Here is a 25467-nt window from a genome sequence, read left to right as displayed (position 1 = left end):
CGAGTTGCAGCATCAATTCCGTCTGCTCCGCCGTCCGGTGATACTTCGGCTTGCAATGCGCGGGCACGAGAAACCGCGTGAAGATATCCAGACGCTCCTTGCTGACGGGAACGGTGATGAGTTCCTCGTTCATCAGATCCTGCGGCAGCGCAAACTCGCGCGCGGCGAGCGGATGCTCGTCCTGCACGACGAGCATCAGTTCATAGTCGATAACAGGTGCGAACACGATGTCAGGCACGTCGATGGGGTCGGGCGTGATCAGCATGTCGATCTCGTAGCCGAGCAGCGCAGCGACGCCATCGAAGCGAAAAGCCGTGCGAACGTCGAAATCGACGCCAGGCCACGCGGTTAGGTATTGAGGCGTCAGGCGCGTCAACCATTTCTGGCACGGATGACATTCCATACCCACGCGCAACGCTCCGCGGCGACCTGCAGCGAAATTGGTCAGCGTGCGTTCGGCGTGTTCCATCTGGGGGATCACGCGTTCCGCGAGACCCAGCAGATATTCGCCAGCGTGCGTGAAACGCAATCCGCGGCCGTTCTTCGTCCACAACTTGACGCCGTGTCGCTCCTCGAACTTCCGGACCATGTGGGACAGCGCGGACCGCGTGACATTCAGGCGTTCGGCGGCGGCCGTCACACTGCCGAGACGGTCGACTTCCATGACGATCGACAGATACTGGAGGTCTAGCATGTCTTGCTCCTTCAGCTGCGGTGCGTCCCGAAGGTTCTCACCGATGCGCGGGTGGGCCGCGACATCGCAGCGAATGCGGCCAATCCGAGCATGGGGCCTGGCACCAGCAGCCAGGTCGCGTCCAGGCCGACGCGTTCGAAGAGCGACGTCGTGATCGCAATCGAAACCACCGTCACGGCGAAACCGATCGAGTTCTGGATGGCGAGTGCGCTTCCGACGAGATCAGGCGGACAAGCCCTCGCAGCCAGCGCGGAGAACTGTGGCGAATCGGCGACGACGGTTGCCCCCCATATCGCCATGAGCGCTGCCAGCCATTCAGGAGACAGGAAGCGCCAACCGAGCGCAAAGGTCAGAGAGCAAAAGCCCGATATCGCGAGTGCGCCTGTCCCCACCTTCGCGCTCCCGATGTGTCGCGACAGCACACCGCCCACCAGCGAACCGACCGCACCCATACCGATGATCGCGAACGACATCGCTGGCGCGGTGTCGATGGTCATCCTGTGCAGGCGCCTGGTGGTCAAGACCAGCGAGTGATCCGTTGCAGAACTAACCGTGACAGAAAACCGTAACCGGTATCTTGCAGATGGGGACCGCCACAGGCCGATTTCCTTTTCACAGGCCTGCCGGTACTTTTCCCGACCTAGACGCTTGCACCACTCGTCTCCGTGCAAGAGACTTCACCCTGCATGGCGGGCCGCTCTGGACCAGGTGGATAAATGCACCATTTGCCGTCTCGGTGACGAAAAAAGAACATCGCCTTCGATCCGCTCCCATTGTCTGCGACGACGCAAACATAACGTCCCACCCCGGATCGTCCGTAATGGCTGACCCGGAATCCTCGCTTCGGGTCGGGCGCCAACCAGTCGTGGACCAAGCTTCTCAACGACATTCCTGAAATCGCCATAAACGTCCTCCTCCTTTGTAAAGGTTCGCGCCCGGGATCATCCCGACGCGCGACAGCGGCTTCGGCTCGACCGGGTCGAACTGCCAGTCGACCCTCGGCCATGGCAGCAGATCGAGTGCGCAGCGCGTCGACGTGGCAGCTACTTCCCGGCACCGCGCGCCGGCTTGTCATCACACCTTTCACGAAGCCGTGATGCCGTCCCTTGGCGATGCGCCCTTTCGGAGCAGAACCCCAGGACGCCTGCGTGTTGAGCATGTAGCGTCCGACCGGCGAAAACATCACCGTAGCGCCACAAGCCCCCTTCAACGGGTCTCCTCATCCCTCCGGGCCGGCTGAACCAGGCTTCGCCGCGCCGCCGCCATGACCAGTGCGCTGATCGTCGCGAGCGGCTCTGGCTCCTGCTCCCAGTGATGCCAGTACAGATCGATCAGCAGATCGTGCCCAGGCGCGAGTGCAACCAGTCTGCCGCTGTCGATCAGCAGCTCCGCCTGCATCGCGGGCACCAGCCCGTAGCCGAGCTCGTCCAGGATCGCATTGAGCAACGCCACCGGCGAAGGAAAATAGTGTCGCGGGTACCTGCCGACCGTCACACCGAAATGCGACCGGAAAAACACGTCATGCAAGGCGTCCTTCCGGTCAAACAGGATGGCGGTGGCCTGAAGCGCGTCGGGCAAGCTCAGGCCACTGGCGAAATGTTCGCGCGCGAATCCCGGTGTGGCGACACACTGATAGCGCATCCGCCCGACCGGCGCGGCCACGAAACGATCGACAACCGGTTCCGGTTGCGTGGACAGGAAGCCCTTGACGTCGCCGCGCGCGAGTGCCTCGAGCGTGTGGTCCTGATCGTCCACGACGATCTCGAGCGCCACATGGTGTTGCGCCAGCTCGCGCGTCACCGGTTCGAACCAGGTGGCAAGGGAATCGGCATTGACGGCCAGCGCCAGCGCTGTGGTCGAGGCTCTGCCCGGCATGACACGCCGGAGCAGATCGTCCTCGTGCAGCCGGACCGTCATGAAATGACGAAACACCGCTTCGCCCGCTTTCGTCGGCAGCACGGCCGGCTCCCGCAGCGGGAGCAGCGCCCCGATCGACTGCTCGAGCCGCCTGACCCGTCGTGTCGCTGCTGCAGAGGAGCTATTCAGCGCAACCGCCGCTTGCGTGAAACTGCGATATTCGACAACCGCGGCAAATGTTTCCAGCTCCAGCATGTTCAGCATCGCGCTCACTTTCGCCTTCGCTCCTCGTTCTTCGGTAGTGCACCTGACACGGGAATGTCAACCAGGAAGTGGTTATGCTGTGCGGTATTGATGTTCGCATTTATTTTGTCACCCGGTCGTCAAGCCCGGTTCGATAATCCGCTGCAGAACCGGGTACTACGGAATACGATAATCGCCATCCCACCGACGACGGCAACCACAGGGCGACTTCCTTTGCACAGACTCGCGTGACTTTCGCCGACCTGGACTAGAACCGCGGAGACTTGGCCTTTGCTTCTAGCCACCTAAGGATGCCGCGATGGCACAGTGTAGAGCCGATCCTGGAGAGAATCCCGCACAAACTTCCTGCGGTCCTCACGGGGAGTCAATCCAAAACGCTCACGATAGACATTTGAAAAGTGGGCCGCCGATGAAAAACCACAACTAAGGCTGATTTGCATCATGGATTTTCCGGTTCGCTGAACCTGCGACCTCGCCTCGGCAAGGCGCAGGGCGAGGTAGTGCTTCGACGGCATCGATCCGAGACGAGCCTGGAACATTCGCTCCAGGTGCCTTCTTGAGACACCCACGGAGCGAGCAATCTCGTCCAGCGGAAGCGGATCCTCCAGATTGGAGGCCATTAGCTGCAGTGCTTTGCGCAATCGCGAGTCAAGGTGCTCGGCTTCTCTTTGAAGCGGGCCGCGTTGCTGCTCGTCGCCAACTCGCAGGGGCGCTGCAATGAGTATCTCAGCAACACGCTCACTCAAGGCACGTCCGTGTTCACGGCAGATGAGTTCGAGCAGAAAGTCGACCGTGGCACGACCTCCGGCGCATGTAGCCCGATCCCGGTCAATTTCGAAGATCTGCCTTGTCTTAATCAAACATTCGAACTGCTCCACAAATTGCTGGTAGAAGCTCCAATGCACACTCACACGATAGCCAGAGAGCTGACCTGTCCGTGCAAGCCACCAAACCCCGTGCTGAATGCCGATAACAAGTGCAGTCCTCTGGACAACCCTGAACAACTGCGATAGAAATAAATTGTCGTCTGAAGACTGATGAAATCGCTCGCCTATTACAATCAACCAGTCACAACGAAGGGAATCATCGAACGCCAGGCCAACTGGCAAATTCGCCCCTCCTGGAACTACTACTTGGATACCCTCACGTGAATACACATCTACCTGGAATAGAGTGCCACCCGTTAGCTCATTGACCAGGGCGAAGGTGTCGACAATGGCTCCAATACCGGACATCGAGACGGGTGACACAATGACGACGGCTACCTTGCCGGTGCCTTGAGTTGATATAGCAGACATTTCCTTACACTACTCGTTCACGAATCCCGGCTATTCGGTTACCACCAAGTCCCAAGTCACGACACGGCGCCCCAACGCCTTCGCCCCTTTGCGAAGCCAGCTCTCATGCGCCGGCGCCCACGTCAATCGCCATAGTGTCGTTACATGCGACATATCAGGCGCCCGTCACATATGCCAGCAGTCACTTCGATCCACGGAACAAAAATCTATCGACATCCGGTAACGGACAAGAGGCGGACCCCATAACTTCGTGACGACCGCCTCGATCCACTTAAAACTTGTGGCTTATTCCGACTAGAGCGACGGTCTGGTTTTGACCAGACGACGGATCAACCGCAGCAATGTTAGCTACAGCAGGCAGGCCGCGCGAATCGGTTCCCGCTGCATGCTGATACACCACACCCCCATAAAAGTCGGTACGCTTCGAAATGCTGTAGTCAAATCCGAGGTTCACCTGATGATAAGTGGCAGATGTGACGCCCGACGAATGCGTATAAGCATACGAGACCCCGAGCAGCATCGCAGGCGAAAACTGATATGTCGCATTGAGTTCGCCGATATTAAATGTTTGCGTGCCACGGTATGCATTTTCCGTGTCTGTCAGCCCTGCTACCGGCGTCTTCCCCAAATCTCTAAACTGGGTATTGCTGTAGACGACGCCAAGTGTTGCGGGGCCGAAACTATAGGATGCACCAGCAGAAAATATTCGCTCCGACCCCGCCGAGGCAAATCCCGAATCAACGGGACTCCAGAAATTCGATCCGGTCGCACTGGATCCCGCATTATTACCATAGAATGAATAATTCGGATTGTTAACTACGAGATAGCCGATCCCCACGCGTAGGTTTTCATTATTGAATCCTGCTCCTACCCCGATGATGCTGTTCTCTTTTGTCGAACCGGGAACACCGCCAGGGCTATACATTACTTTCCCGCTCAGCCCCCTGTACTCCGGGGTGGCGTAGATGATCGCATTGTTTATCCACCTGAAGTCGTCCAGATTGTCGACATCTGCCGGGTGCGCCCCGGCTCCCGAACCGTTGAACGCCCAGGTACCACCCGCCGACAGTTCACCGGTGTAAGAATCGCCAACGGAGTATTGACGTCCTAACGTCACCTTGCCGTAGGGGCCGGAAAGGCCGACAAACGAATTTCGACCGAACAACGTGTTGCTGTTCCCCATCGCCCCCGAATTTAAGGAGAAGCCACCCTCCACGGTAAACAGCGCCGCCCATCCGCCGCCGAGGTCCTCATTTCCTTTCAATCCCCAACGGTTGGAATTCATCGCGCCGTCCAACAGGGCGTATTGATGTTTTCCGCCGTCGTTGGAATTGAACATGAACGCATCGTCCACGACCCCGTAGAGTGTTACGCTGGATTGAGCATGACATACTGTTACAGACAACCCAAGTACAGCTGCAGCAAAAATCCTAGTCATCACATCTCCTCCGATTCCGATATCGCCAAGTGACATATCAAGTCGGTTAAAAATATTAGTTATACTAAGTTAATAGGATAAAAAGAAGTTACCAATCAAATTAGATCGCATCGCCAAACTAAGTTGGCGACGGTTCCAATTGCGTTACTCATAGAAAAAATGGCCAGAAAATCAATAATTTCACTGCCCGCACAAGCAGGCAGTCAATCCAACTATTAATGCCTTTTTACACCACCATCAAACCCGTCAACACAAATTGACTAAAGGGCCGACAAAAATCGCTCGATATCGCGCCAGAGATCGAGCGGACTTTCCAATCCGACGCTGAATCTCAAATACGTTGTATTACAACTGCCTACCCCAAAGCTACGTTGCCCATCGAGCGACATCGGTGCAACGAGGCTTCGCGTCCCTCCCCACGATGCGCCGATTGCGAACAATTCAAGACGACCCAGTGCCCGGTCGATTTGCGCCGTGTCTTGCATCTGCAGTTGGACAGAAAATACGCCGGTACTCCCCTGAAAGTCCCGTTTCCAATACTCGTGTCCGGGAGACTCCTGAAGCGCCGGGTGAATAACACGGGCAATTTCAGGTCGGTCCTTCAAGCGCAGTGCGAATTCCAGGGCGGTCGAACCGACGTGTGCCAGGCGCACTGACATGGTTTCAATGCCACGCAGCGCTAGAGAGCAGTCATCAGGCGATACACCTATGCCCAAATTTGCGAGTTGCTCTCTCACCTGCAGATAAACACCCATCGACGCAAAGCTCAACGCTCCCAGCAAAAGATCGGAATGTCCGCCTACATACTTGGTCAACGCTTCAGCTACGACGTCCACACCTAGCGAAATCGGCTTGCAAAAAATCGACGTTGCCCATGTGTTGTCGCAACCGGTCAACACACCATTTTCTTTCGCAATACTTACGATTTCACGGATGTCACAGACTTCCATTGTTGTCGAACCCGGAGCTTCTATCCAAATCAGCTTTGTCCGCCCGACTCTTATAGAGCTACGCAGAGACTGCAGGTTCATCGGGTCGTAGATGTCGAACGCAACTCCATAGCGCTGCAGGACCTCCTCCGCAAACTGCTTCACCGGCGGGTAGACGCTATCGGGAATCAGGACATGATCGCCGTGCGCCAATAGAGTCAACATGAGGACTGATATAGCGGCTTGCCCTGACGGAACAAGGACGGAACGAACGCCCCCTGCGAGTCGAGTCAGTTGTTCCTCGAGTGAGCGGGTCGTTGGTGTCCCCATCAACCCGTAGCTATATCCGTCCGGGAACTGAAGGGAACGATCGCGATAACTTTGTGCGTTTGGGAATACGATCGTGGAAGCCCGATACACTGGCGTAGAAAAGCTCCGAAATCCTTCGGTGCTCGCGCCAGTCCTATGAACGCACAGAGTCGATTGTTCAAAAACATGATCTGCCATCTTTGCGCTACCTCACAACACTTTTGAGAGAAATTCGCGCGTTCGTTCTTCACGCGGATTGCCAAGCACCTGGGCCGGCGGTCCAATTTCCAGGATTTTCCCTCCGTGCATAAACGCGACGCGCTTGCTTGCCTCACGAGCAAACCCCATTTCATGGGTAACAACAACCATCGTCATCCCATCACAGGCGAGATTCCTGATGACGTCCAGTACCTCACGTACCATCTCAGGGTCAAGCGCCGACGTCGGTTCGTCGAAGAGAAGTGCCCGCGGCTTCATGGCCAGCGCGCGGGCGATTGCGACGCGCTGCTTCTGCCCGCCGGACAGTTTATGCGGCACTACACCTGCCTTCTCAAGTAGGCCCACCTTAGCCAATAGCTCCTCAGCTTCTTCCCTCGCCTGCAGCTTTGACATCCCCAACAACCTCGTCGGCCCGAGAGTCACGTTCTCGAGTACCGTCATATTGCTAAACAAGTTAAAGTTCTGGAACACCATGCCGATCTTTCGACGCAATTTGTTTACGTCGTACCGCCTGCTTAGCACATCTTCGCCATCGATATGTATGGTTCCAGCGTCCGGCGTTTCGAGTAAATTCAGACAGCGGAGAAACGTTGATTTTCCAGACCCAGATGCACCAATTAAGGAAACCACCTCACCCTCGGCGACCGACATGCTAACGCCATTGAGGACTTGAACGGATCCAAACGCTTTTTCGACACCGCTCGCAGAAATCATGGCGACACTTTCGGCTGCAACCTGGTGCGCGCTAGCACCCGGCTCGGATTGACCTCCGAGCTCAGAAAGAAGACGAATTGGCGCGTTCATCGAGAAACCCTTTGTTCGAGATAGCCAGTCATGCGTTCGGCTATGAGGTATATGACAAGATACATGCCGCCCACTATCGAGAGGACACGGATCATGTCAAAATTCTGCATGTAAATGTTCTGCCCAGCGAGTGTGAGTTCCGTTACGCCTATAACAGACAAAAGCGACGTATTCTTGAGCGTGATGCTAAGCTGATTCGCCAGGTTGGGAATCATGGTTCGAAATGCTTGCGGGATAATCACCAGTCTCATGGTTTGCCAATGCCCAAACCCGATTGCACGTCCAGCCTCCATTTGCCCTCGATCGACGGCCTGAATCCCCGAGCGAAAGACTTCGGCCAGAAACGCCGCCGTGTATAGCGCCATGGCAATTCCGCCGGCAATTGTTGCGGGTGTCCGAATTCCCGTCAACACGGGTAGACCAAAGTAAACTAGCAAAATCTGGACGAGCAGCGGCATTCCGCGGATGACGGTTCCATATGCTCCGGCAATCGAAGCCGCCAACCGGAACTTGGACATTTTCATAAACGCGAGGGGCAAACCTAGTACGCCGCCGAAAATCATCGATGTCGCTGTCAGGATCACCGTTAGTTTCAATCCCTCCCAAAGAGAAGGAAGGTAATCCCAAAGCCAATTCAAATCTTTCATGAGTAGCTGCGCCTCAATTCATGTTGTAAGTCTTCGCAATGGCATCCAATTCGCCGCTGGCTTTTAATTTCGCGATGCCACGATTGACGATTGCGACCCACTTGCTACCTTTCGGGAAGGCGAACGCGATACCTGTCGGATCCAGCATGGGACTCACAATCTTGATCGTAGGCTTGGCACCTTCGATCCGCAATTGATAGTTCACCAGCGCGGAGTCGTAGATCATCCCGGCCACGTCACCCGATCTCATCGCAAGTTGCATACTTGCCGGATCCTGGAGGATTCGCAGCGTGACGCCCCATTCAGCCGCGTGCTCACGCGCTACTTTCAGTGCGGCAGAGCCCTGTTCGCAAGCGATCGTTTTGCCCTTGAGTTCGGAAAGGCTCTTGATTCCACTGTTCACCGGAACTACGACGAGAGCACCTTCGACGAAATAGGGCGTCGAAAAGTCAACAATTGCCTGACGTTCCTTCGTAATGAAGATGCCGCTTACGGCGATATCGAGTTGTCCAACCTGGAGTGCCGGAATCAAACCGTCGAATGCCATCTGCTGATAACGCATATCAAGATTTTCTAGCTTCCCTACCCTCTGCAGGATGTCGTTGCTAATTCCAAGAAATTTGCCCCCATGGATATACGAGAAAGGTGGCGCATCGGGCGCGGCTCCGACAGCCAACTTAGCGTTCGTCACGTTGCCGTCCGCCAGCGCGGCCGCCGAATGCGCGAACACTGCGGCCGCGACGCACACGAACATCGCAGTACCAAGTCTCTTTTTGAACATCGTCGATCTCCTCCAAAAAAGTAAGTGACAGGCCCACGTCCTGGGGGTCAGCCTGTTCCTAATATCGGTTCACTGTTCCGTTATTATCGATGCCGGGCACAACGAGCGTTATGGGGGTTAACGAGCACCGACACACGGTTTACTTTATCGGAACGTCGTTCCTATAATAGGCACAGCCACTACGACGGAGAAATCCATGAGCTTTGTCGACACTCTCGAGCAACACACTCTCAGCCTTGCCTTCTCGTGCAGGCAAAAACTCTTCTCGGCTGCGCCGGAACTTGACGTCATCGTCACTACGGACCCGGTCCATGTCGGTTACCTGACAGGCTACCGGAGCATCCTTCAGGACGCTGGTCCGTATGCGCAAGCGGCGATCGCGACACGCGATCGGGTGGCCCTGATCACTGGCGCGAGCGATGCAGCTGCTGCTTTAGAGGAATTGGAAGACCCGTCGTGCATCTGGCGATACGGCATCTTTTACGTCGGCGCAACGGCAACAGTGGCGGGCTATGCGGACATGCCGACACCAGGTGACAACTTTGTCGATACGATCGTGTCCGCATTACGTAGCTTCGAAATCCGCGGCGGCCGCGTCGGCCTGGATACGCGCGACGAAAAATTGGCACGGACAATTTGGCAGCAATTCCCTCACGTGGCATTCCAAAACGGGGCGCCTTCGTTAAAGCGAGCGCGCGCAACGAAATTGCCAGGCGAACTCGCATTGCTGCGTCATGCCTCGCGCATCACCGACAAAGCGCTCGAATTCATCGTGCCGATGATTCGAGCTGGCGTCACGGAACTCGATATCGCAAGCGAAATTAACGGCGCTATCGTTCAAGGGGGAGGCATCCCGCGCTTTGTCGTAGTTACGTCCGGCGAGCGCAGCTCACGGGTTGATGCCTACGCCCGCGCCAAACGCCTAGAGAACGGAGACCTCGTGCGCATGGACATTGGCTGCACCGTACAGGGATACTGTTCAGACATGGCCCGTACTCTGACGGTTGGGGACCCAAGCGATCAGCAAGCCGAGCGCTACGCGGCACTGCTTGCCGGCGAACAGGCGCAAATTGCGGCCTTGAGACCGGGCGCGTTGGCCAGCGACATTTACAAGATCGCTATCGACACTGTTCGGCAAGGTGCGCTGCCGGATTACCAGCGGAGTCACTGTGGCCACGGTATTGGTTTGCATTCCCATGAGTTTCCCCCCATCGCCGCCAATTCAAACGTCCTACTCGAACCAGGCATGGTCTTCTGCGTCGAGACCCCCTACTACGAACTCGGTTGGGGCGGCATGATGGTGGAGGATACGGCTATCATCACGGATGACGGACACGAGCTTTTGACCCATTCGACTCGGGAACTATGCCAAGATCGGGTAAAGTAAGGGCCCATCGCCCAACCTGACCATCCATAGGCCGCCAGGCTTTCGTATAGACAAGACCCAATGAAGAGTCAATCACTTGAGCGAGGCCTCGACGTCATGGAGCTACTCAATGCGTCGCAAGAGCCGATGGGGCCGCGGGAAATAGCCCGTCGGCTCGGTTTAAGTCCGGCCATCGTTCAGCGTCTCCTCAATACCTTGACGGCAAAGCATTATTTGAGACGAGACCCTGTTACGCGCCGGTACAGTATCGGGTACCAGACGTTGAATATGGGGGCGGCGCTGATGGCGCGAGATACGTTGTTGTTGGAGGCCCGCAAAGAACTCCAGTTGCTGGCTGACAGCATGCGTATCGATGGTTATCTTGGCGTGCTTCAGGACAAAACCCCAATGTATCTGCTTAGTGTCGACGGCAAGGGACCAGTGACCGTCAGGGTACAACCCGGGTCTCCTATTGGATTACACAATACGGCCATTGGTAAGATCATCCTTTCGTCTTTCCCTGACGATCAAGCCCTTGAACTGCTGCGACTAGAACCGCTGGAGCAGAGCACGGCCAAGACGATTACCGACCCGGAAAAACTCGTTGCGTCCTTGCATAAGATTCGGACCGACGGATATGCTCTGATCGAGGACGAACAGGTTATGGGGATCTCCTCAGTAGGTGCCCTCGTCGGGGATGTCAGTGGGCAGATGCGGACAGCGATCAGTGTCGCTTATTCGAAGCACTTCAGCCCTGAACTCGAACAACAAAACGTGATTGAGGCTGTTGTCGCCGCAGCGAGTCGGATCACGCGCAATTGCGGGTTTCATTGTGGCTGAGACAGCCGACCACAATGCAGCCGAGAGCGGCTCCTTGGCTGGAGCTGCCCAGCTCCAGCACAACGAATCCGACACCTCAACGTGGACAGAGATCGAGTCCGGAATGACATTTCTGCCTGAACGTTACACAAGCTTCGATTCATACCTGATAGACTTCGGTGGCACGTCGAAGACGCAGGTGCGGAAAAGATCGCGGCTGCAGGGTTCGACTTAGCGAATCACTGCTCGTCCCGACCCACACCGCGACAGCGCTGACCAAACCTCTGCCCCGGTTCCGACCTGAACGACTGCTTCGACTGGCTGATCGTAAGCGCCCGGGGAACACATCTAGACAACGAGTATTTCGTGGCACCCTCTCAGCTTGCCAAGCTGACGTGATCTAATCGCGTATCGGTGTCACCGAGTTCGTCTCTCGGGCCGTCCGATTCCAGTGAGTTGTTTCCCATGCGTCTTACAGATGCCGAAGCTAGGGGAGCGCGCTCGCCAACACCCAGCAACGCAACGAGCAGCTCGTTGGCGACGTGCAACGCCTCGCGGCTGACGCTCCGATGAGCGGCGCCTCGCTGAGCGGCACGAGAAGCAGCTCGCTAGCGTAATGGAGCAAGTGCGGGAGATGCCTCCATCGCTGCTCTCAGAGTTCGAAGCGTGGGCCGAGCAGCGCCCCGTATCAGATCTTCTCCCTCCTCCAAATACCGGCCGCAACGATGCAACGATCGGTGCCGTTTAGCTACTTCCTTGGAGAATACGTGGCAGCGATCTCCTCGAGGCGATGCGACAACCGGGTAAGCCAGTCCCGCCGCTCCAGTAGACATACTGATACACGCCGTCAATCCGCTGGACGTAACCGCCACCGCCACAGAATCGTTGCGCTGGAGCGACAAAGCGGCGTGTTTTTTAGACAGCAACAAATGAGTACGTCAGCGAGTACATTGTCGGAGATAAATCAGAAAACATCCTCGTTAAATCAATCACCTAAGCGTGAAATCAGAGTCCTCTTCTGGAGTCCAAAATCGTACGAGGAAGTCTCGTAAAGCTTGAATACCTGATAAACGTTTGATTCGATGAGATTTTTCCGAGTGCCGCTCGGTGCGCAACCGCGCATGGTGGGCCATGCAGTGCATCCACGGCACATCAAAGTTCGAGTGCTGGAAACGTACTCGTATCCTTTCTCTTTCGCACGCTCAGGCACTGCCAACGATCGACAACCGGTTCCGGTTGCGTGGACAGAAAGCCCTTGACGTCGCCGCGCGCGAGTGCCTCGAGCGTATGGTCCGGCGTGTTCAGCATCGTCCACTTTCCCCCTCGCTCTTCGAGCGCGTCTGACACGGGAACATCAACGCCATGCAGCGTCCGGTAGTGGCGCGGGTCGATGGTCGTCTTGCCCGGGCGCCCGGTGGTCAAGAACGACGCGTAACCCGTTGCAGAACTAACCGTGACAGAAAACCGTAACCGGTATCCAGCAGATGGGGATAGCGACGGGCCGATTTCCTTCACAGGCCTGCCGGTACTTTTCCCGACCTAGACGCTTGCACCACTCGCTTCCGTACACGAGACTTTACTGTGCATGGCAGGCCGCTCTGGACCGGAAGGATAAATGCACCATTTGCCGTCTCGGTGACGAAAAAAGAACATCGCCTTCGATCCGCTCCCATTGTCTGCGACGACGCAAACGTAACGTCCCGCCCCGGATCGCCCGTAATGACTGACCCGGAATCCCCTCTCAGGGTCGGGTGCCAGCCAGTCCTGGACCATGTCTCTCAACGACATTCCTGAGATCGCCATAAAACGTCCTCCTCCTTTGTGAAGGTTCGCGTCCGGGATCATCTCGACGCGCGACAGCGGCTTCGGCTCGATGGGGCCGAGCTTCCAGTCGACCATCGGCCATGGCAGCAGATCGAGTGCGCAGCTCGTCGACGCTACAGCTGCTTCCCGGCACCGCGCACTGGCTTGTCATCGCACCTTTCACGAAGCCGTGATGTCGTCCCATTGTGATGCGCCCTTTCGGGGCAGAACCCCAGGATGCCGCGCGTTGAGCGTAGCGTCCGACCGGCGAAAACATCAGCGTAGCGCCACAAGCCCCCTTCAACGGGTCTCCTCATCCCTCTGGGCCGGCTGAACCAGGCCGCGCCGCGCCGCGGCCATGACCAGTGCGCTGATTGTCGCGAGTGGCTCGGGCTCCTCCTCCCAGTGATGCCAGTACAGATCGAGCAAAAGATCGTGCGCGGGCGCGAGCACGACCATTCTGCCACTGCCGGTCAGCGGCTCCGCCTGCATCGCGGGCACCAGCCCGTAGCCGAGCTCGTCCAGGAGCGCATTGAGCAACGCCACCGGCGAAGGAAAATAGTGCCGCGGATACCGGCCGACCGTCACCCCGAAATACGACGCGAAAAACGCATCGTGCAGCGCGTCCTTCCGGTCGAACAGGATGGCGGTGGCCTCGAGTGCGCCCGGCAAGGTCAGGCCACCAGCGAAATGTTCGCGCGCAAATCCGGGGGTGGCGACGCACTGGTAGCGCATCTGCCCGACCGGCGCCGCAACGAAACGGTCGACAACCGGTTCCGGTTGCGTGGACAGAAAGCCCCCTTGACGTCGCCGCGCGCCAGCGCCTCGAGCGTATGGTCCTGATCGTCCACGACGATCTCGAGCGCCACATGGTGTTGCGCCGGCTCGCGCGTACCGGCTCGAACCAGGTCGCTAGGGAATCGGCATTGATGGCCAGCGCAAGCGCTGTCGTCGCCGCTTTACCCGGTGTGACACGCCGAAGCAGGTCATCCTCCTGAAGCCGGACCGTCATGAAATGACGAAACACCGCTTCGCCCGCTTTCGTCGGCAGCACGACCGGTTCGCGCAACAGGAGCAGCGCCCCGATCGACTGTTCGAGCCGCTTGACCCGCCGTGTCGCCGCTGCAGAGGAGATGTTCAGCGCAACCGCCGCCTGCGTGAAACTGCGATGCTCGACCACCGCGGCAAATGTCTCCAGCTCCACCATGTTCAACAGCGCGTTCACTTTCACCCTCGCTCCTCGCTCTTCGATCCCGCATCTGGGACGGGAACGTCAATGCCAGGAAGTCGTTATGTAGGCAATGAATGCCGTCATCGCGTCGGAGATGACGGCGAGCGGGAGTTCGCTCAGGCTGTCGGCTCGGCTAGCCAGGCGAGTTGGCGTTCGAGGACTGATTGGGCGGTCTCGCCGACCAGTTTCTGATACGTTGCGGGAGCGGTTGCGCCTTCCGTATTGACCAGCAACACGCGGGACGAGCCATCGAGGCCCACTTTGCTGGCCAACTGCGCGTCCTGAAGCAAGACGATAAGCCCGGCGAGACCCGCCACGCCCGACTCGCCAGCAACAACAGGCGTATCGGTATCGCTGCCAGCGGCCAGGATACGCATGGCGTTCACTGCATCGTCATCGCTGATCGTCATGAAATCATCGACAGCGGGTTGCAGAAACTTCCACGCAAGCGGCGACGTCTCGCCGCAAGCGAGCCCGGCCATCACGGAGTCGACGGAACCCGTTGCACGCGCTGCGCGTCCCGCCAATGCGCTCTGATACAGACAGTCCGCCTGCTGCGGTTCTACGACGACAAAACGGGGACGATGTTCGCCATGGCATTCCCACAGGTAGCTGATCAATCCTGCTGCAAGGCCGCCGACACCGCCCTGAAGGAACACATGCGTGTACGCCGGCCGATCCGGCTGGCTGTCGCTCTGCTCGACAATCTCCGCTGCAATCGTGCCGTAGCCTTGCATCACATCGCGCGGGATGTCTTCGTAACCGTCGTATGACGTGTCGGAAACGACGTGCCAGCCGTTCAACGAAGCAAGGCGCGCCGCCTCTTCGACCGACTCATCGTAGTTTCCGGTGATCCTGACGATTTCCGCGCCATACGCCGCGATGGCCTTCTCGCGCTCGACGCTGACATTGGCGTGCAACACGATCACACAACGGCAACCGAGCGTTTGCGCGGCAGCGGCAAGACCCTTCCCATGGTTGCCGTCCGTGGCGCTCACTACCGTGAAATGCGTCAGCAGATCCCGATAGCGCCCTTCGAACAGGCCACGCGCGTCGAGATCGTGATTCGGCCACAGCCGCTGAATCAGGCGTACCAGCGCAATAGGCGCGCCTAGTGCCTTGAAGCTGCCCAGCACAGAGCGCGTCGACTCGTCCTTGATGCTGATGCTGCCGACCCCGAGCCTCACGGCCACCCCAGGCAAATCGCGCAACGGCGTCGCATCGGGCGAAATCTTGTCCCAGCATGAAAGCCAGGCACGGCTTTCCTGTGCCTTCTCGATGCTGAGAATGGCCTTCAATTCAGCGGGGTACGCAGCGCGCGTTGCGCGTGGATTGGCTACCAACATGACCGTGATACTCCAGTAACGAATGATGTGAATGGGCGAAGTCGTGAGCGACAGTCGCGCTCACTTCTGTGCGAGGCGTTTGAGCACGACATCCAGCAAGACGTTTGCGCCGTCGATAAGCTGATCGCCGTCCGTGTGTTCGCGCGGGTTATGACTGATGCCGCCGCGGCTCGGCACGAAGATCATCGCGGCGGGCGCGATGCGCGCGATCATCTGGGCGTCGTGTCCTGCGCCGGACGTCATCCGGCGATGCGTGAAGCCCATGCGCTCCGCCGAGGCTTCGATTGCATCGGCCAGCGTTGCATCGAATACGACTGGCTCGAAACGGACCAGGCGTTCGGTCGTGATCTTCACGCCTTCCTTCTCCGCGACTTCGATGAGGAATCCGGCAAGACGACGCTCGGCGTCCTGCAGGCGTTGTTCGTCCGGGTCGCGCAGATCCACCGTGAACACCGCCTTGCGCGGAATCACGTTGATGACGTTCGGCTCGATGCGCAGCATGCCGATCGTCGCCAGCGTGGTGCCTGTGGTCACGGCCAGCTCACGCAGGAACGTCGACACGGCAGCAGCCACCCAGCCCGCATCATGACGAAGCCGCGTTGGCGTCGTACCCGCGTGATTGGCATTGCCCTGAACAGTGATCTGCTGCCACGAGATGCCCTGAAGATTCTCGACTACGCCGATACGGATGTTCTCTGCTTCGAGTATCGGACCCTGCTCGATATGCAGTTCCAGATATTCGTGCGGAACCACCACGCCGGGCTCCAGATCACCCGCATAACCGATGCGCGCGAGTTCGTCGCCAAGACGCGTACCGTCGATGCCAACCGTATCCAGCGCTGCATCGACCGACAGGCCGCCCGCGTAGACCAGCGAGCCCATCATGTCCGGCTGATAGCGGATGCCTTCCTCGTTGGTGAATGCGCCGATGGTGATCGAACGCTGCGGTTTGATGCCCGCCTGACGAAATGCTCTTGCAACTGCGAGACCAGCCAGCACGCCGTAACAGCCATCGAGCGCACCCGCGTTTTTAACCGTGTCGATATGCGAACCCATCATCAATGGACGCTCGTTGCCGTCATCCGAATCGGAACGCAGCGTGCCGAAAATGTTGCCGATGCGATCGATGCGGACATCGAGATCGAGTTCGCGCATCCATCGGACGACGAGATCGCGACCGGCTCGCTCGTCATCAGTCAGCGCGATGCGCGTCCGTCCACCCACTTCACGATCAGCACCCAGTTCACCAAGCTGACGTAGTTGCTCTAAAAGCAATGCGCCGTCGAGCATCAGCGATGAAGATACAGACATATTCATTTATTACCTTTGATCGTTAGCCGACCGGCAATTCGAGCCGCGCGATCTCAGCGAAATAACGCGCTCCCGTCAAAAGGATGTCGTCGTTGAAATCGTAGGTGGCGTTGTGCAGCGGCGTGCCGCCCTTTCCCGCCGACTCGCCGTTGCCGATGAAAATAAAGTTGCCGGGCACGGCCTGCAGGAACGCACCGAAGTCTTCCGAAATCATCATGGGCTGAATGTTGTCATCGACGCCGTCGCTTCCCGCCACATTGCGCGCCGCCTCTACCGCGACGCCGACGAACTGCGCCGAGTTCACCGTCGGTGCGAACTCATGTGTGTACTCGAAGGTGCAATCGGCGCCGTGCGTGCGGCAGATGCCTTCGCATACTTCGCGCATGCGCGTCTCGAGCAGCGTCTGCACTTCGCGCGAATAGCTTCGCGTATCGCCCTTGATGATGACATTCGACGGAATGACGTTTCTCAGGCCGTCAGTGATGAATTCTGTACACGAAATCACCGCCTGCAGGCTCGGATCGAGATTGCGCGACACGACGGTCTGCAATGCCATCACAATCTGTGACGCGATGACGATCGGGTCCACGCCCATATGCGGACGTGCAGCATGTGTGCCCCGCCCCTTGATATGAATGACAAAGTTGTCTTCACTCGCCATGATGCCGCCCGCGCGCGTTGCAAACGTTCCCGCGCGCATGCCCGGCATGTTGTGCGCGCCGAAGATGGCATCGACGGGGAAGCGTTCGAACAGGCCGTCGGCCATCATCGCCTTCGCGCCCCGGCCATGCTCTTCCGCCGGCTGAAAGATGAAGCGGACCGTGCCATTGAAATCGCGTCGTTCTGCAAGGAGTCGCGCCGCCCCGAGAATCATCGACATATGCCCGTCATGCCCGCACGCATGCATTTTTCCGGCGGTGCGCGAAGCATGCTCGCGATCGGGCGCCTGCTCGGCAATGTTCAGCGCATCCATATCGGCGCGCAGGCCAATAACCCGTTTCCCGTCCCCGGCCGTCAGGTTCGCAACGAGCCCCGTTCCCCCGATGCCGCGGTGAACTTCCAGCCCAAGCGTCCGGAGAATGTTCGCCACATAGTCGGACGTGTTGACTCCTCGAAGCCCGTTTCGGGATGTTGATGCAAATACTGGCGCCAGCTCTTCAAGTGGCCCTGCAGCGTGCTTTCCATTGTCGGACGTCCTTGCTGATGATTTCGGGGAATGCGCCTGTCGAACCTGTCGGCTGGGGAAATAATATTGTTTGCGGTGACAGAAAAAGTCTCCAAATCGTCCCCCCTCATGCAAAAATATCTTTGTTTCGACCTTCCGGCCGCAAAACCATGACACTCAGCCTGGACGATTTTGATCTCAAGCTATTGATGGAAGTCCAACGCGACGCGCAGATTCCTCAGAACGAACTCGGCGCGCGCGTCAATCTGTCTACAGCGGCCGTCAATCGCAGATTGCGACGCCTGTCGGACGAAGGCGTCATTCGCAACTATGCCGCCATCGTCGCGCCCGAGAAGGTCGGCTATCCGCTGACGATCATCGCAACAGTCGAGGTCGAGAGCGAGCAGATCGATCTGCTCGACTCGATGAAGCGCATCTTCGCGCAATGCCCGCAAATCCAGCAGTGCTACTACGTCGCGGGCGAATGGGACTTCGTGCTGATACTGACGGTTCGCAACATGGACGAGTACACGGCCCTCACGCGGCAACTGTTCTTCTCGAACAACAACGTCAAACGCTTCAAGACGCTGGTGAGCATGAGCAGCGTGAAGGTGGGGCTTGGTGTACCCGTCGCGCCCGAAAGCGCGTGACGCCGTCAACGCACGACTGACTTGTCGGTCCAGTTGCCCTGATCGAACTGACGAACGGTAATCGCGCCGTTACGGATGTCCCCCTTCTCGTCGAACTGGATCGCACCCGTCACGCCGTCCAGCCTGGATGCGCGCAGCTTCGGGAGATACACCTTCGGGTCGGTCGAGCCCGCAGCCTGCATCGCGTCCGCCATCGCGAGCACGGCGTCGTAGGCATAAGGCGCATAGAGCTGCACGGGAACGCCAAAGCGCTGCTGATAGCGTTTGAAGAACTCCGGTCCTTGCGGCATCTTTGCAGGCGGCACACCCGCCAATGTGCAGTACGCGTCCTTGCTCATCGAAGACCCGGCCAGCTTGATGAACTGCGGGGTGCACGCTTCATCGCCGGCAATGAACTTGACCTTCAAGCCGAGCTTTTGCGCCTGCTGCACGAATGCGGCGGCTTGCGTGTCGCCGCCCGTGAAAGCGATCCCTTCCGGCTGACGGCTCTTGATGGTCGTGAGCACCGCCATCCAGTTCGTCGTCTTGTCGGTGCCGTATTCGCGGGCGACGACGTTGCCTCCGGCAGCCTTGACGGATTTTTCGATCTCGTCGGCGAGACCTTGTCCGTACGCCGTGCGATCGTCGACGATGGCGACCTTGCGCGCGCCAAGATCGTGGACCAGATACGAGCCGATGACCGAGCCCTGTCTCACGTCATTCGCAACCATACGGAACACGTTCGTGAATCCTTGCTGCGTGAGCTTCGGGTTGGTTGCCGATTCGGTGATCATCGGGACGCCTGCATCCGAGTAGATTTTGGAAGCGGGTATCGACGTCCCGGAGTTCGCATGACCGACGACGCCCGCCACGCCATCGTCCACCAGCTTCTGCGCGACGGTCACTGCTGTCTTGGGGTCGGCCGCATCGTCCTGCGAGTCGAGCACGAACGTCACGCTTTGCCCCCCTATGCGAATCTTTTTGCTGTTCAGATCTTCGATCGCCAGCCGCACACCGTTTTCATCATCCTTTCCGATGTGGGACAACTCGCCCGTCAGCGGGGAAACTTGCCCGATCTTGACCGTCAAATCCGCGTGAGCCGCGAGAGGTTGCAGGGCAAGCGTCAAGGACGCGAGGGATATCAATGGCCGGGGTGATCGCATGGTCGTGCTCTCGATAGGTTGGCTTGAAATCGGATCGGCAGAACCCGCGACCCGTTGGGCCAGGCAACACTGTGCTGACCCTCCAACCATCGTAATGACGCGCGATAGTAGCCAAAATCGGCTGCGACGACCTTTCTGCAAATTTCGATTGAAAAACGAGCAATTTTCGATAATTTTTCTCGGTGCCTGGATAGCAGTGTTTGCCATGGCCGCTGCCGATCTTTCCGCGGCTCATACTGCGGTCGACGCCATCCAAGAATGGCTCTTGTTGTTCCCCGATTTACTGGCGAACGAGAGATCCTTGTCCCAGGAGCGCCAGATACAGCACTAGGCGGCTTGGTAGGACATGCAAGGCAATGCAGTGAGCTCGGGCGCGAGATTGAAGCGCTGGGAATTGCTGTGTGCGGTGGCGGGTCGAGTTCCGCTTCGGAGGCCTACTGGAAGGCAACTGCGACTTGACTGGTCAAGTCATCGTAGCTGACCAACTGATATAAAACGGCTTCAGGTTCATCGAGGATTAGCGGGAACGCGGCGCGGTGGATTTTGAGGGACAAGTACTCCTCGTCGCGATAGCCGTACGCGCGGCGTTTGATGACCTTGATGGTGTTGTTGACCCCTTTAACGACGCTGGTTTTGAGTGGATGACGATAGCGCGCCTGGATGCCATGCCAGTAGCCGCGCAGGCGCCGGGCAAACAGCTGCAGGGCCGCTATCCCGCTTTGCCGGGCCTGTTCGACCTACCCAGCAAGCATCGGTCAGCGACCGCAGTACTTCGCTTAACGCTTGATGACTACTGGACGCCGAGGTCACGCGCCAGAGCGAGAAATCCTGCAATGTACGCGACCTCCTCTTCTCCACGCCGCACACCTACGTTGATGCATTTGCTAATACCCGGCTCGCCCAGACGAATGGCCCGTACAGGCAACCCTTCGCCCTCTTCTGCTACGAGCCAGTCCGGCAACACCGCGACGCCGCGTCCAGCCGCGACGAGTTGCAGCATCAATTCCGTCTGCTCCGCCGTCCGGTGATACTTCGGCTTGCAATGCGCGGGCACGAGAAACCGCGTGAAGATATCCAGACGCTCCTTGCTGACGGGAACGGTGATGAGTTCCTCATTCATCAGATCCTGCGGCAGCGCAAATTCGCGCGCGGCGAGCGGATGCTCGTCCTGCACGACGAGCATCAGTTCATAGTCGATAACAGGTGCGAACACGATGTCAGGCACGTCGATGGGGTCCGGCGTGATCAGCATGTCGATCTCGTAGCCGAGCAGCGCAGCGACGCCATCGAAGCGGAACGCCGTACGCACGTCGAAATCGACGTCAGGCCACGCGGTTAGGTATTGAGGCGTCAGGCGCGTCAACCATTTCTGGCACGGATGACATTCCATACCCACGCGCAACGCTCCCCGGCGACCTGCAGCGAAATTGGTCAGCGTGCGTTCGGCGTGTTCCATCTGCGGGATCACGCGTTCCGCGAGACCCAATAGATATTCTCCGGCGTGCGTGAAACGCAATCCGCGGCCGTTCTTCGTCCACAACTTGACGCCATGTCGCTCCTCGAACTTCCGGACCATATGCGACAGCGCGGACTGCGTCACATTCAAACGCTCGGCAGCGGCCGTCACGCTGCCGAGACGGTCGACTTCCATGACGATCGACAGATACTGGAGGTCTAGCATATCTTGCTCCTTCAGCCGCGGTGCGTCCCGAAGGTTCTCACCGATGCGCGGGTGTTTCGCGACATGGCGGTGAATGCGACCAGTCCGAGCACCGGGCCAGGTACCAGCAGCCAGGTCGCATCCAGGCCGACGCGTTCGAAGAGCGACGTCGTGATCGCGATCGAAACCACCGTCACCGCGAATCCGATCGAGTTCTGGATGGCGAGCGCACTTCCTACAAGCTCCGGCGGACACGCCTTCGCAGCCAGCGCGGAGAACTGGGGCGAATCGGCGACGACGGCTGCACCCCATATCGCCATGAGCACGGCCAGCCATTCAGGAGAGAGGTAGCGCCAGCCGAGCGCAAAGGTAAGACAGCAAAAGCCCGATATTGCAAGGGCGCCTGTTGCCACCTTCGCGCTCCCGATGTGTCGCGACAGCACACCGCCCGCTAGCGAGCCAACGGCACCCATGCCGATGATCGCAAACGACATCGCCGGCACGCCGATAGCGGGAAAACCTGATACGAGAGATGAATGGGAAACCAGCAGCGGCACCGCAGTCCAGAAGGTGTACAACTCCCACATGTGACCGAAATACCCGAACGTCGCCGCCCGGAATGACGGGATGCGAAACGCGTCGATCACTGAGGGTTGAGTCGCTGCTGGCGCAACCGCGTCGTCGAATGCACGCGCCCTGACCGCAGAATGCGGCCCTTCTGCCAATGCCCCGATAACGATAGCACCGCTCACAGCCAGCAACGACGACGCGGAGATGATGAGCTGCCACGGAAAGCCTGTGCCCATGACGCGCATCGCATGCGGTAGCGCCGTGCCCAGCACGAGCATCGCGACGAGTTGCGCCAATGCCTGGCCCGTGCGGTTCGGCGCCCAGCCGACGATGAGCTTCATCCCCATCGGATAAATCCCGGCAAGACAGACGCCCACGCCGAACCGGTACACGCCGCCGCTCACGAGCCCGGTCGAGAGCCACGCAAAACCGAGATTGAGGATTGCACCAGCAAGCGCGCTGCACACGAAGATGCTACTCGCACGGAAGCGATCCGCCGCGCCGCTCAACGAGATGATGAGCGTACCCAGAATGAATCCGAGCTGGACTGCATTTGTCAGCCAGCCGATATCGGCTGCGCTCGCGTGCCACAGCTTCATCAGGTCGGCGGCGGTGCTGTTCGCGCTGAACCACAACGCCGTGCCGAACAGCTGCGCGAGCGAGATTGCCGCGACGGGGCCGAGACTATCGACCAGCAGTCTGCGCAGTCCCGTCGCGTTCATCGTGATACCCGAGTCCATTTCGCTTTCCCGAGGCGCCACCATTAGCCATTCGATAAACCGCTCGCCGTTTCCGCAGCCAGCAGTTCGTTCAGCCATCGGGTATCGCGGGGCGACGGGCGGCGGTGCAGCCGCCTGTCGAGCAGCGCGTGGGCTTTCTTCAGTTCCCCGCTTCGCATCAGGGCAACGAGCAGTGTGTCTTCGACGATCTCGCGCTGTGCGCCGCTTCCGCCTATGCGCACCACATCCCGCTCAACCGGCTCGAGGATCCGGACCGCGAGCGCATATTGCCCGCCCGCAAACGCAAGCGACGCCCGGCAAATTTCAGGGACCACCGAACCGGCAGGCAGCCGGCCTTCATCGACGAGCTTGTTCAGCGCGTTGACCCGCTGCTCGACCGCCTGCGTGTCTCCCGTCGCGGCGCCGACAAGCGCCATGTGGAAATCCGCGAAAGGGAAGCCCGCGTCCCTGAAGTAGCCCGATGCGTAGCGCGCCGCATCATTCCACATTCCTTCAGGAACAGCATGGCCGTATGCCTGCATGCGCCACAGAAACGACGACGTGTCGCTGACGATGTTGATGGGCGTGCCCTTCGACGCCGACGGCGCAACATGATCGCTGTAGATCGCGATCGCGCCGTCAGTGTCTCCGCGTTCCAGCGCGATGAGCGCCCCGTGCCACGCAATGTGACCGTGCAGCACGCCAGCCTTCGGATACGCCGGCAGCCAGCCGGCAATCAAGTGCTGGGCCTCGTCGTTCGCGCCCGACTCGTAGAGAACGTGAGCGACGGCATGTGCCGCATTCACGTTATGACGACGCAATTCGAGTGCGCGCTGCGTGAGCGTACGACCAAGTCCGACATCGCCATTCTCGCCATGCGCCCAGCCGCGATAAGTGAGGAACCACCAGTCGTCGGAATCGAAATGGCGTGCGTGCCGCTCGCACAGATCGACTCGCGCCTGATCGTGGTCGGCCATGCCAGAGAACGCGTAAAGCCCAAACGCGCCGAGCGGCATCGAGAGAATCACAACGTCGCGCGGCCATCTGTCGGTATGCGCCAATGCACCGGCAAGCGCTTTCGGCGCCTGCCCTTCTATCGCGAGCCCTAGCACCTCGACATGACTGCGCTCACGCTCGGTGCCGCGATGCGCAACGAGAGCCTGCGCTGTCGCGATCTTCTCGCGCGCTTGCGACGGTTGTGCGCTGATCGCGTGCAGCCGGGCGCGCGCCGCGTGCGCCAGCGCAAAGTCCGGGTCCGCCGCGATCGCCGCGTCCAATGCTTCGCTGGCACCGGGCCATAGCGACAGCAGCAGGTCGATACCCGTTCGATATCGCTCCGCTGCAAGGTCGGAGTCGGTCGAAAGTGGCAGATCGTATCGGTCGTGGCGAGCCATAAGGCGCAATACTCCAAGTTTCCTGGGCCGTGGTGCGCAGCGCATTCTTCATCGCGCGCGGGAACCCAATGCGGGGGAACCTTCATTAAAACAATTTTTGGGATGACAGTCTTTCGACGAGTGGTCAAAATATGTCGAATAACTGCCAACCGGATGACATGTGATGTGGAAAACAATTGAAGCGCCCGCTGACGCGGCGCCGCCGAACCCGTTGACGGTGCGCGCGCAATTCATTCCCGCCCAGCGTTTTTTCCCGGAGCACTCGCACCAGTGGCATCAGATGGTGTATGCGATCTCGGGCGCGCTGACCGTGATATCGGAAGGCGGGTCGATCGTCATTTCGCCCGAGCAGGCAGTGTGGCTGCCGACGGGCCTTCGTCACAGGGTGGGCTCGCTGCTAGGTTCGGAATTTCGCAGCCTTTGGATTGCCGACGAAACCGGCAGCACTCTGACGGGCGCGAGTCCCATGGTGTTCGCCGTATCGCCGCTGCTGAGGGCGCTCATAGTCGAAGCCACCGCGATAGCTGGACAGCCGGACGATGACGGTTATGTCGGGCGAATCACGCAACTGATTCTCGATCAGTTGCGTCGGGCGCGGCCACTTCCGACGGCTCTACCCTGGCCGCGCGATGACACGCTCGCGCAGCTCTGCGAGACGCTGCACGCGGACCCGGCGGATCCGCGCGGACCCGATGAGTGGGCGCAACGCCTGGGCATGTCCGCGCGCACGCTGGCGCGGCGCTTCGTCGCGGAAACGGGGATGAGTCTGCGTTCATGGCGCCGCAGGCTGCGGCTCTTTCGGGCGATCGAACTGCTGGGCGGAGGCATGGATGTCACCCGAACCGCGCTGGAACTCGGCTACAGCTCGACATCCGCTTTCATCTACGCATTCCGGCTTGAATTGGGCAGCAGCCCGCAGGCCTTCATGCGCGGCCGTAGTGAGCGGGCCGCATCGGATCTTGTGGCACCGTCGCAGCAGGATTCAAATGAGTAAGCCGTTGGCGCTTGCCAACGGAATCAGGGCGAATCACCGCGGATCTTCCGTGCAATT

Annotated in this window: 18 protein-coding genes and 5 pseudogenes; 4 read left to right on the top strand and 19 right to left on the bottom strand. The window is 58.9% G+C overall.

Annotated features, from left to right (window positions below; translation table 11 throughout):
- From AB3X95_RS37755 to AB3X95_RS37715, 9 genes and pseudogenes are all read right to left on the bottom strand, one after another.
- A partial coding sequence (locus tag AB3X95_RS37755) for a LysR family transcriptional regulator (RefSeq protein ID WP_368623904.1) occupies positions 1 to 694 on the bottom strand: 694 nt, incomplete at its 3' end.
- An 11-nt stretch (positions 695 to 705) separates the two neighbouring features.
- A pseudogene (locus AB3X95_RS37750) lies at positions 706 to 1167 on the bottom strand (MFS transporter); the annotation flags it as partial.
- A 733-nt stretch (positions 1168 to 1900) separates the two neighbouring features.
- Positions 1901 to 2815, bottom strand: a complete 915-nt coding sequence (locus tag AB3X95_RS37745) for an HTH-type transcriptional regulator ArgP (protein WP_368593771.1) — start codon at positions 2813 to 2815, stop codon at positions 1901 to 1903.
- 284 nt (positions 2816 to 3099) lie between these two features.
- The gene (locus tag AB3X95_RS37740) at positions 3100 to 4113 is read right to left on the bottom strand and encodes a GlxA family transcriptional regulator (protein WP_368593750.1); all 1014 of its coding nucleotides are present in this window, start codon (positions 4111 to 4113) and stop codon (positions 3100 to 3102) included.
- Positions 4114 to 4384: 271 nt separating this feature from the next.
- Complete coding sequence (locus AB3X95_RS37735) at positions 4385 to 5551, bottom strand: porin (RefSeq protein WP_368623903.1); 1167 nt, start codon at positions 5549 to 5551, stop codon at positions 4385 to 4387.
- 260 nt (positions 5552 to 5811) lie between these two features.
- Positions 5812 to 6987, bottom strand: coding sequence for a PLP-dependent aspartate aminotransferase family protein (locus AB3X95_RS37730; protein ID WP_368593752.1), 1176 nt, complete (start codon positions 6985 to 6987; stop codon positions 5812 to 5814).
- Between the two features lie 12 nt (positions 6988 to 6999).
- Positions 7000 to 7722, bottom strand: coding sequence for an amino acid ABC transporter ATP-binding protein (locus tag AB3X95_RS37725; RefSeq protein WP_368593772.1), 723 nt, complete (start codon positions 7720 to 7722; stop codon positions 7000 to 7002).
- Between the two features lie 86 nt (positions 7723 to 7808).
- On the bottom strand, positions 7809 to 8459 hold the full coding sequence (locus tag AB3X95_RS37720; protein ID WP_368593753.1) for an amino acid ABC transporter permease: 651 nt from the start codon (positions 8457 to 8459) through the stop codon (positions 7809 to 7811).
- Between the two features lie 13 nt (positions 8460 to 8472).
- On the bottom strand, positions 8473 to 9240 hold the full coding sequence (locus tag AB3X95_RS37715) for a substrate-binding periplasmic protein (RefSeq protein ID WP_368593754.1): 768 nt from the start codon (positions 9238 to 9240) through the stop codon (positions 8473 to 8475).
- A gap of 196 nt (positions 9241 to 9436) precedes the next feature.
- Between AB3X95_RS37715 and AB3X95_RS37710 the strand changes: the two genes are divergently transcribed.
- Positions 9437 to 10627, top strand: coding sequence for a M24 family metallopeptidase (locus AB3X95_RS37710; protein ID WP_368593755.1), 1191 nt, complete (start codon positions 9437 to 9439; stop codon positions 10625 to 10627).
- Between the two features lie 60 nt (positions 10628 to 10687).
- Positions 10688 to 11446 (top strand): IclR family transcriptional regulator, encoded by a 759-nt coding sequence (locus tag AB3X95_RS37705; protein WP_368593756.1) that lies wholly within the window; start codon positions 10688 to 10690, stop codon positions 11444 to 11446.
- A gap of 1197 nt (positions 11447 to 12643) precedes the next feature.
- Here the strand turns inward: AB3X95_RS37705 and AB3X95_RS37700 are convergent.
- The 5 genes and pseudogenes from AB3X95_RS37700 to AB3X95_RS37680 all read right to left on the bottom strand — a co-directional run.
- Positions 12644 to 12733: pseudogene (locus AB3X95_RS37700) on the bottom strand (LysR family transcriptional regulator); the annotation flags it as partial.
- Between the two features lie 795 nt (positions 12734 to 13528).
- Positions 13529 to 14435 (bottom strand): annotated as a pseudogene (locus AB3X95_RS37695) (HTH-type transcriptional regulator ArgP).
- 140 nt (positions 14436 to 14575) lie between these two features.
- A complete protein-coding gene (locus AB3X95_RS37690; protein WP_368593757.1) occupies positions 14576 to 15805 on the bottom strand; it encodes a diaminopropionate ammonia-lyase in 1230 nt (409 codons plus the stop codon).
- Positions 15806 to 15865: 60 nt separating this feature from the next.
- A complete protein-coding gene (locus tag AB3X95_RS37685) occupies positions 15866 to 17122 on the bottom strand; it encodes a Zn-dependent hydrolase (RefSeq protein ID WP_368593758.1) in 1257 nt (418 codons plus the stop codon).
- 16 nt (positions 17123 to 17138) lie between these two features.
- Positions 17139 to 18301, bottom strand: a pseudogene (locus tag AB3X95_RS37680) (M20 aminoacylase family protein).
- Positions 18302 to 18451: 150 nt separating this feature from the next.
- On the opposite strand from AB3X95_RS37680, the gene AB3X95_RS37675 reads away from it, so the two are divergent.
- Entirely contained in the window at positions 18452 to 18931 is a 480-nt protein-coding gene (locus tag AB3X95_RS37675) for an Lrp/AsnC family transcriptional regulator (RefSeq protein ID WP_368593759.1), read from the top strand.
- 5 nt (positions 18932 to 18936) lie between these two features.
- On the opposite strand, the gene AB3X95_RS37670 is transcribed toward AB3X95_RS37675, so the two are convergent.
- The 5 genes and pseudogenes from AB3X95_RS37670 to AB3X95_RS37650 form a co-directional block, all read right to left on the bottom strand.
- Positions 18937 to 20073, bottom strand: coding sequence for a branched-chain amino acid ABC transporter substrate-binding protein (locus AB3X95_RS37670; protein WP_368593760.1), 1137 nt, complete (start codon positions 20071 to 20073; stop codon positions 18937 to 18939).
- Positions 20074 to 20588: 515 nt separating this feature from the next.
- Positions 20589 to 20807, bottom strand: a pseudogene (locus AB3X95_RS37665) (transposase); the annotation flags it as partial.
- A 56-nt stretch (positions 20808 to 20863) separates the two neighbouring features.
- A complete protein-coding gene (locus tag AB3X95_RS37660) occupies positions 20864 to 21754 on the bottom strand; it encodes a LysR family transcriptional regulator (RefSeq protein ID WP_368593761.1) in 891 nt (296 codons plus the stop codon).
- A gap of 11 nt (positions 21755 to 21765) precedes the next feature.
- Positions 21766 to 23043 (bottom strand): MFS transporter, encoded by a 1278-nt coding sequence (locus tag AB3X95_RS37655; RefSeq protein WP_368593762.1) that lies wholly within the window; start codon positions 23041 to 23043, stop codon positions 21766 to 21768.
- 23 nt (positions 23044 to 23066) lie between these two features.
- Positions 23067 to 24416: a tetratricopeptide repeat protein gene (locus AB3X95_RS37650; protein WP_368623902.1), complete on the bottom strand. Its 1350-nt coding sequence runs from the start codon at positions 24414 to 24416 to the stop codon at positions 23067 to 23069.
- A 217-nt stretch (positions 24417 to 24633) separates the two neighbouring features.
- Between AB3X95_RS37650 and AB3X95_RS37645 the strand changes: the two genes are divergently transcribed.
- Positions 24634 to 25410, top strand: coding sequence for a helix-turn-helix domain-containing protein (locus AB3X95_RS37645; protein WP_368623901.1), 777 nt, complete (start codon positions 24634 to 24636; stop codon positions 25408 to 25410).
- Positions 25411 to 25467 lie beyond the last annotated feature (57 nt).

This window comes from Paraburkholderia sp. BR13444, from assembly GCF_040948755.1.
In the GTDB taxonomy this organism is placed as follows: domain Bacteria; phylum Pseudomonadota; class Gammaproteobacteria; order Burkholderiales; family Burkholderiaceae; genus Paraburkholderia; species Paraburkholderia youngii.
This window is presented reverse-complemented; position numbering and strand designations above follow the sequence as displayed.

What these genes read in the sequence shown, in the direction of transcription:
- AB3X95_RS37730 (WP_368593752.1), bottom strand. Translation starts at nt 6,987, where the DNA reads ATGGCAGATCATGTTTTTGAACAATCGACTCTGTGCGTTCATAGGACT.
- AB3X95_RS37740 (WP_368593750.1), bottom strand. Translation starts at nt 4,113, where the DNA reads ATGTCTGCTATATCAACTCAAGGCACCGGCAAGGTAGCCGTCGTCATT.
- AB3X95_RS37670 (WP_368593760.1), bottom strand. Translation starts at nt 20,073, where the DNA reads ATGCGATCACCCCGGCCATTGATATCCCTCGCGTCCTTGACGCTTGCC.
- AB3X95_RS37720 (WP_368593753.1), bottom strand. Translation starts at nt 8,459, where the DNA reads ATGAAAGATTTGAATTGGCTTTGGGATTACCTTCCTTCTCTTTGGGAG.
- AB3X95_RS37660 (WP_368593761.1), bottom strand. Translation starts at nt 21,754, where the DNA reads ATGCTAGACCTCCAGTATCTGTCGATCGTCATGGAAGTCGACCGTCTC.
- AB3X95_RS37675 (WP_368593759.1), top strand. Translation starts at nt 18,452, where the DNA reads ATGACACTCAGCCTGGACGATTTTGATCTCAAGCTATTGATGGAAGTC.
- AB3X95_RS37655 (WP_368593762.1), bottom strand. Translation starts at nt 23,043, where the DNA reads ATGGACTCGGGTATCACGATGAACGCGACGGGACTGCGCAGACTGCTG.
- AB3X95_RS37650 (WP_368623902.1), bottom strand. Translation starts at nt 24,416, where the DNA reads ATGGCTCGCCACGACCGATACGATCTGCCACTTTCGACCGACTCCGAC.
- AB3X95_RS37745 (WP_368593771.1), bottom strand. Translation starts at nt 2,815, where the DNA reads ATGCTGAACATGCTGGAGCTGGAAACATTTGCCGCGGTTGTCGAATAT.
- AB3X95_RS37705 (WP_368593756.1), top strand. Translation starts at nt 10,688, where the DNA reads ATGAAGAGTCAATCACTTGAGCGAGGCCTCGACGTCATGGAGCTACTC.
- AB3X95_RS37690 (WP_368593757.1), bottom strand. Translation starts at nt 15,805, where the DNA reads ATGTTGGTAGCCAATCCACGCGCAACGCGCGCTGCGTACCCCGCTGAA.
- AB3X95_RS37685 (WP_368593758.1), bottom strand. Translation starts at nt 17,122, where the DNA reads ATGAATATGTCTGTATCTTCATCGCTGATGCTCGACGGCGCATTGCTT.
- AB3X95_RS37715 (WP_368593754.1), bottom strand. Translation starts at nt 9,240, where the DNA reads ATGTTCAAAAAGAGACTTGGTACTGCGATGTTCGTGTGCGTCGCGGCC.
- AB3X95_RS37725 (WP_368593772.1), bottom strand. Translation starts at nt 7,722, where the DNA reads ATGATTTCTGCGAGCGGTGTCGAAAAAGCGTTTGGATCCGTTCAAGTC.
- AB3X95_RS37735 (WP_368623903.1), bottom strand. Translation starts at nt 5,551, where the DNA reads ATGACTAGGATTTTTGCTGCAGCTGTACTTGGGTTGTCTGTAACAGTA.
- AB3X95_RS37710 (WP_368593755.1), top strand. Translation starts at nt 9,437, where the DNA reads ATGAGCTTTGTCGACACTCTCGAGCAACACACTCTCAGCCTTGCCTTC.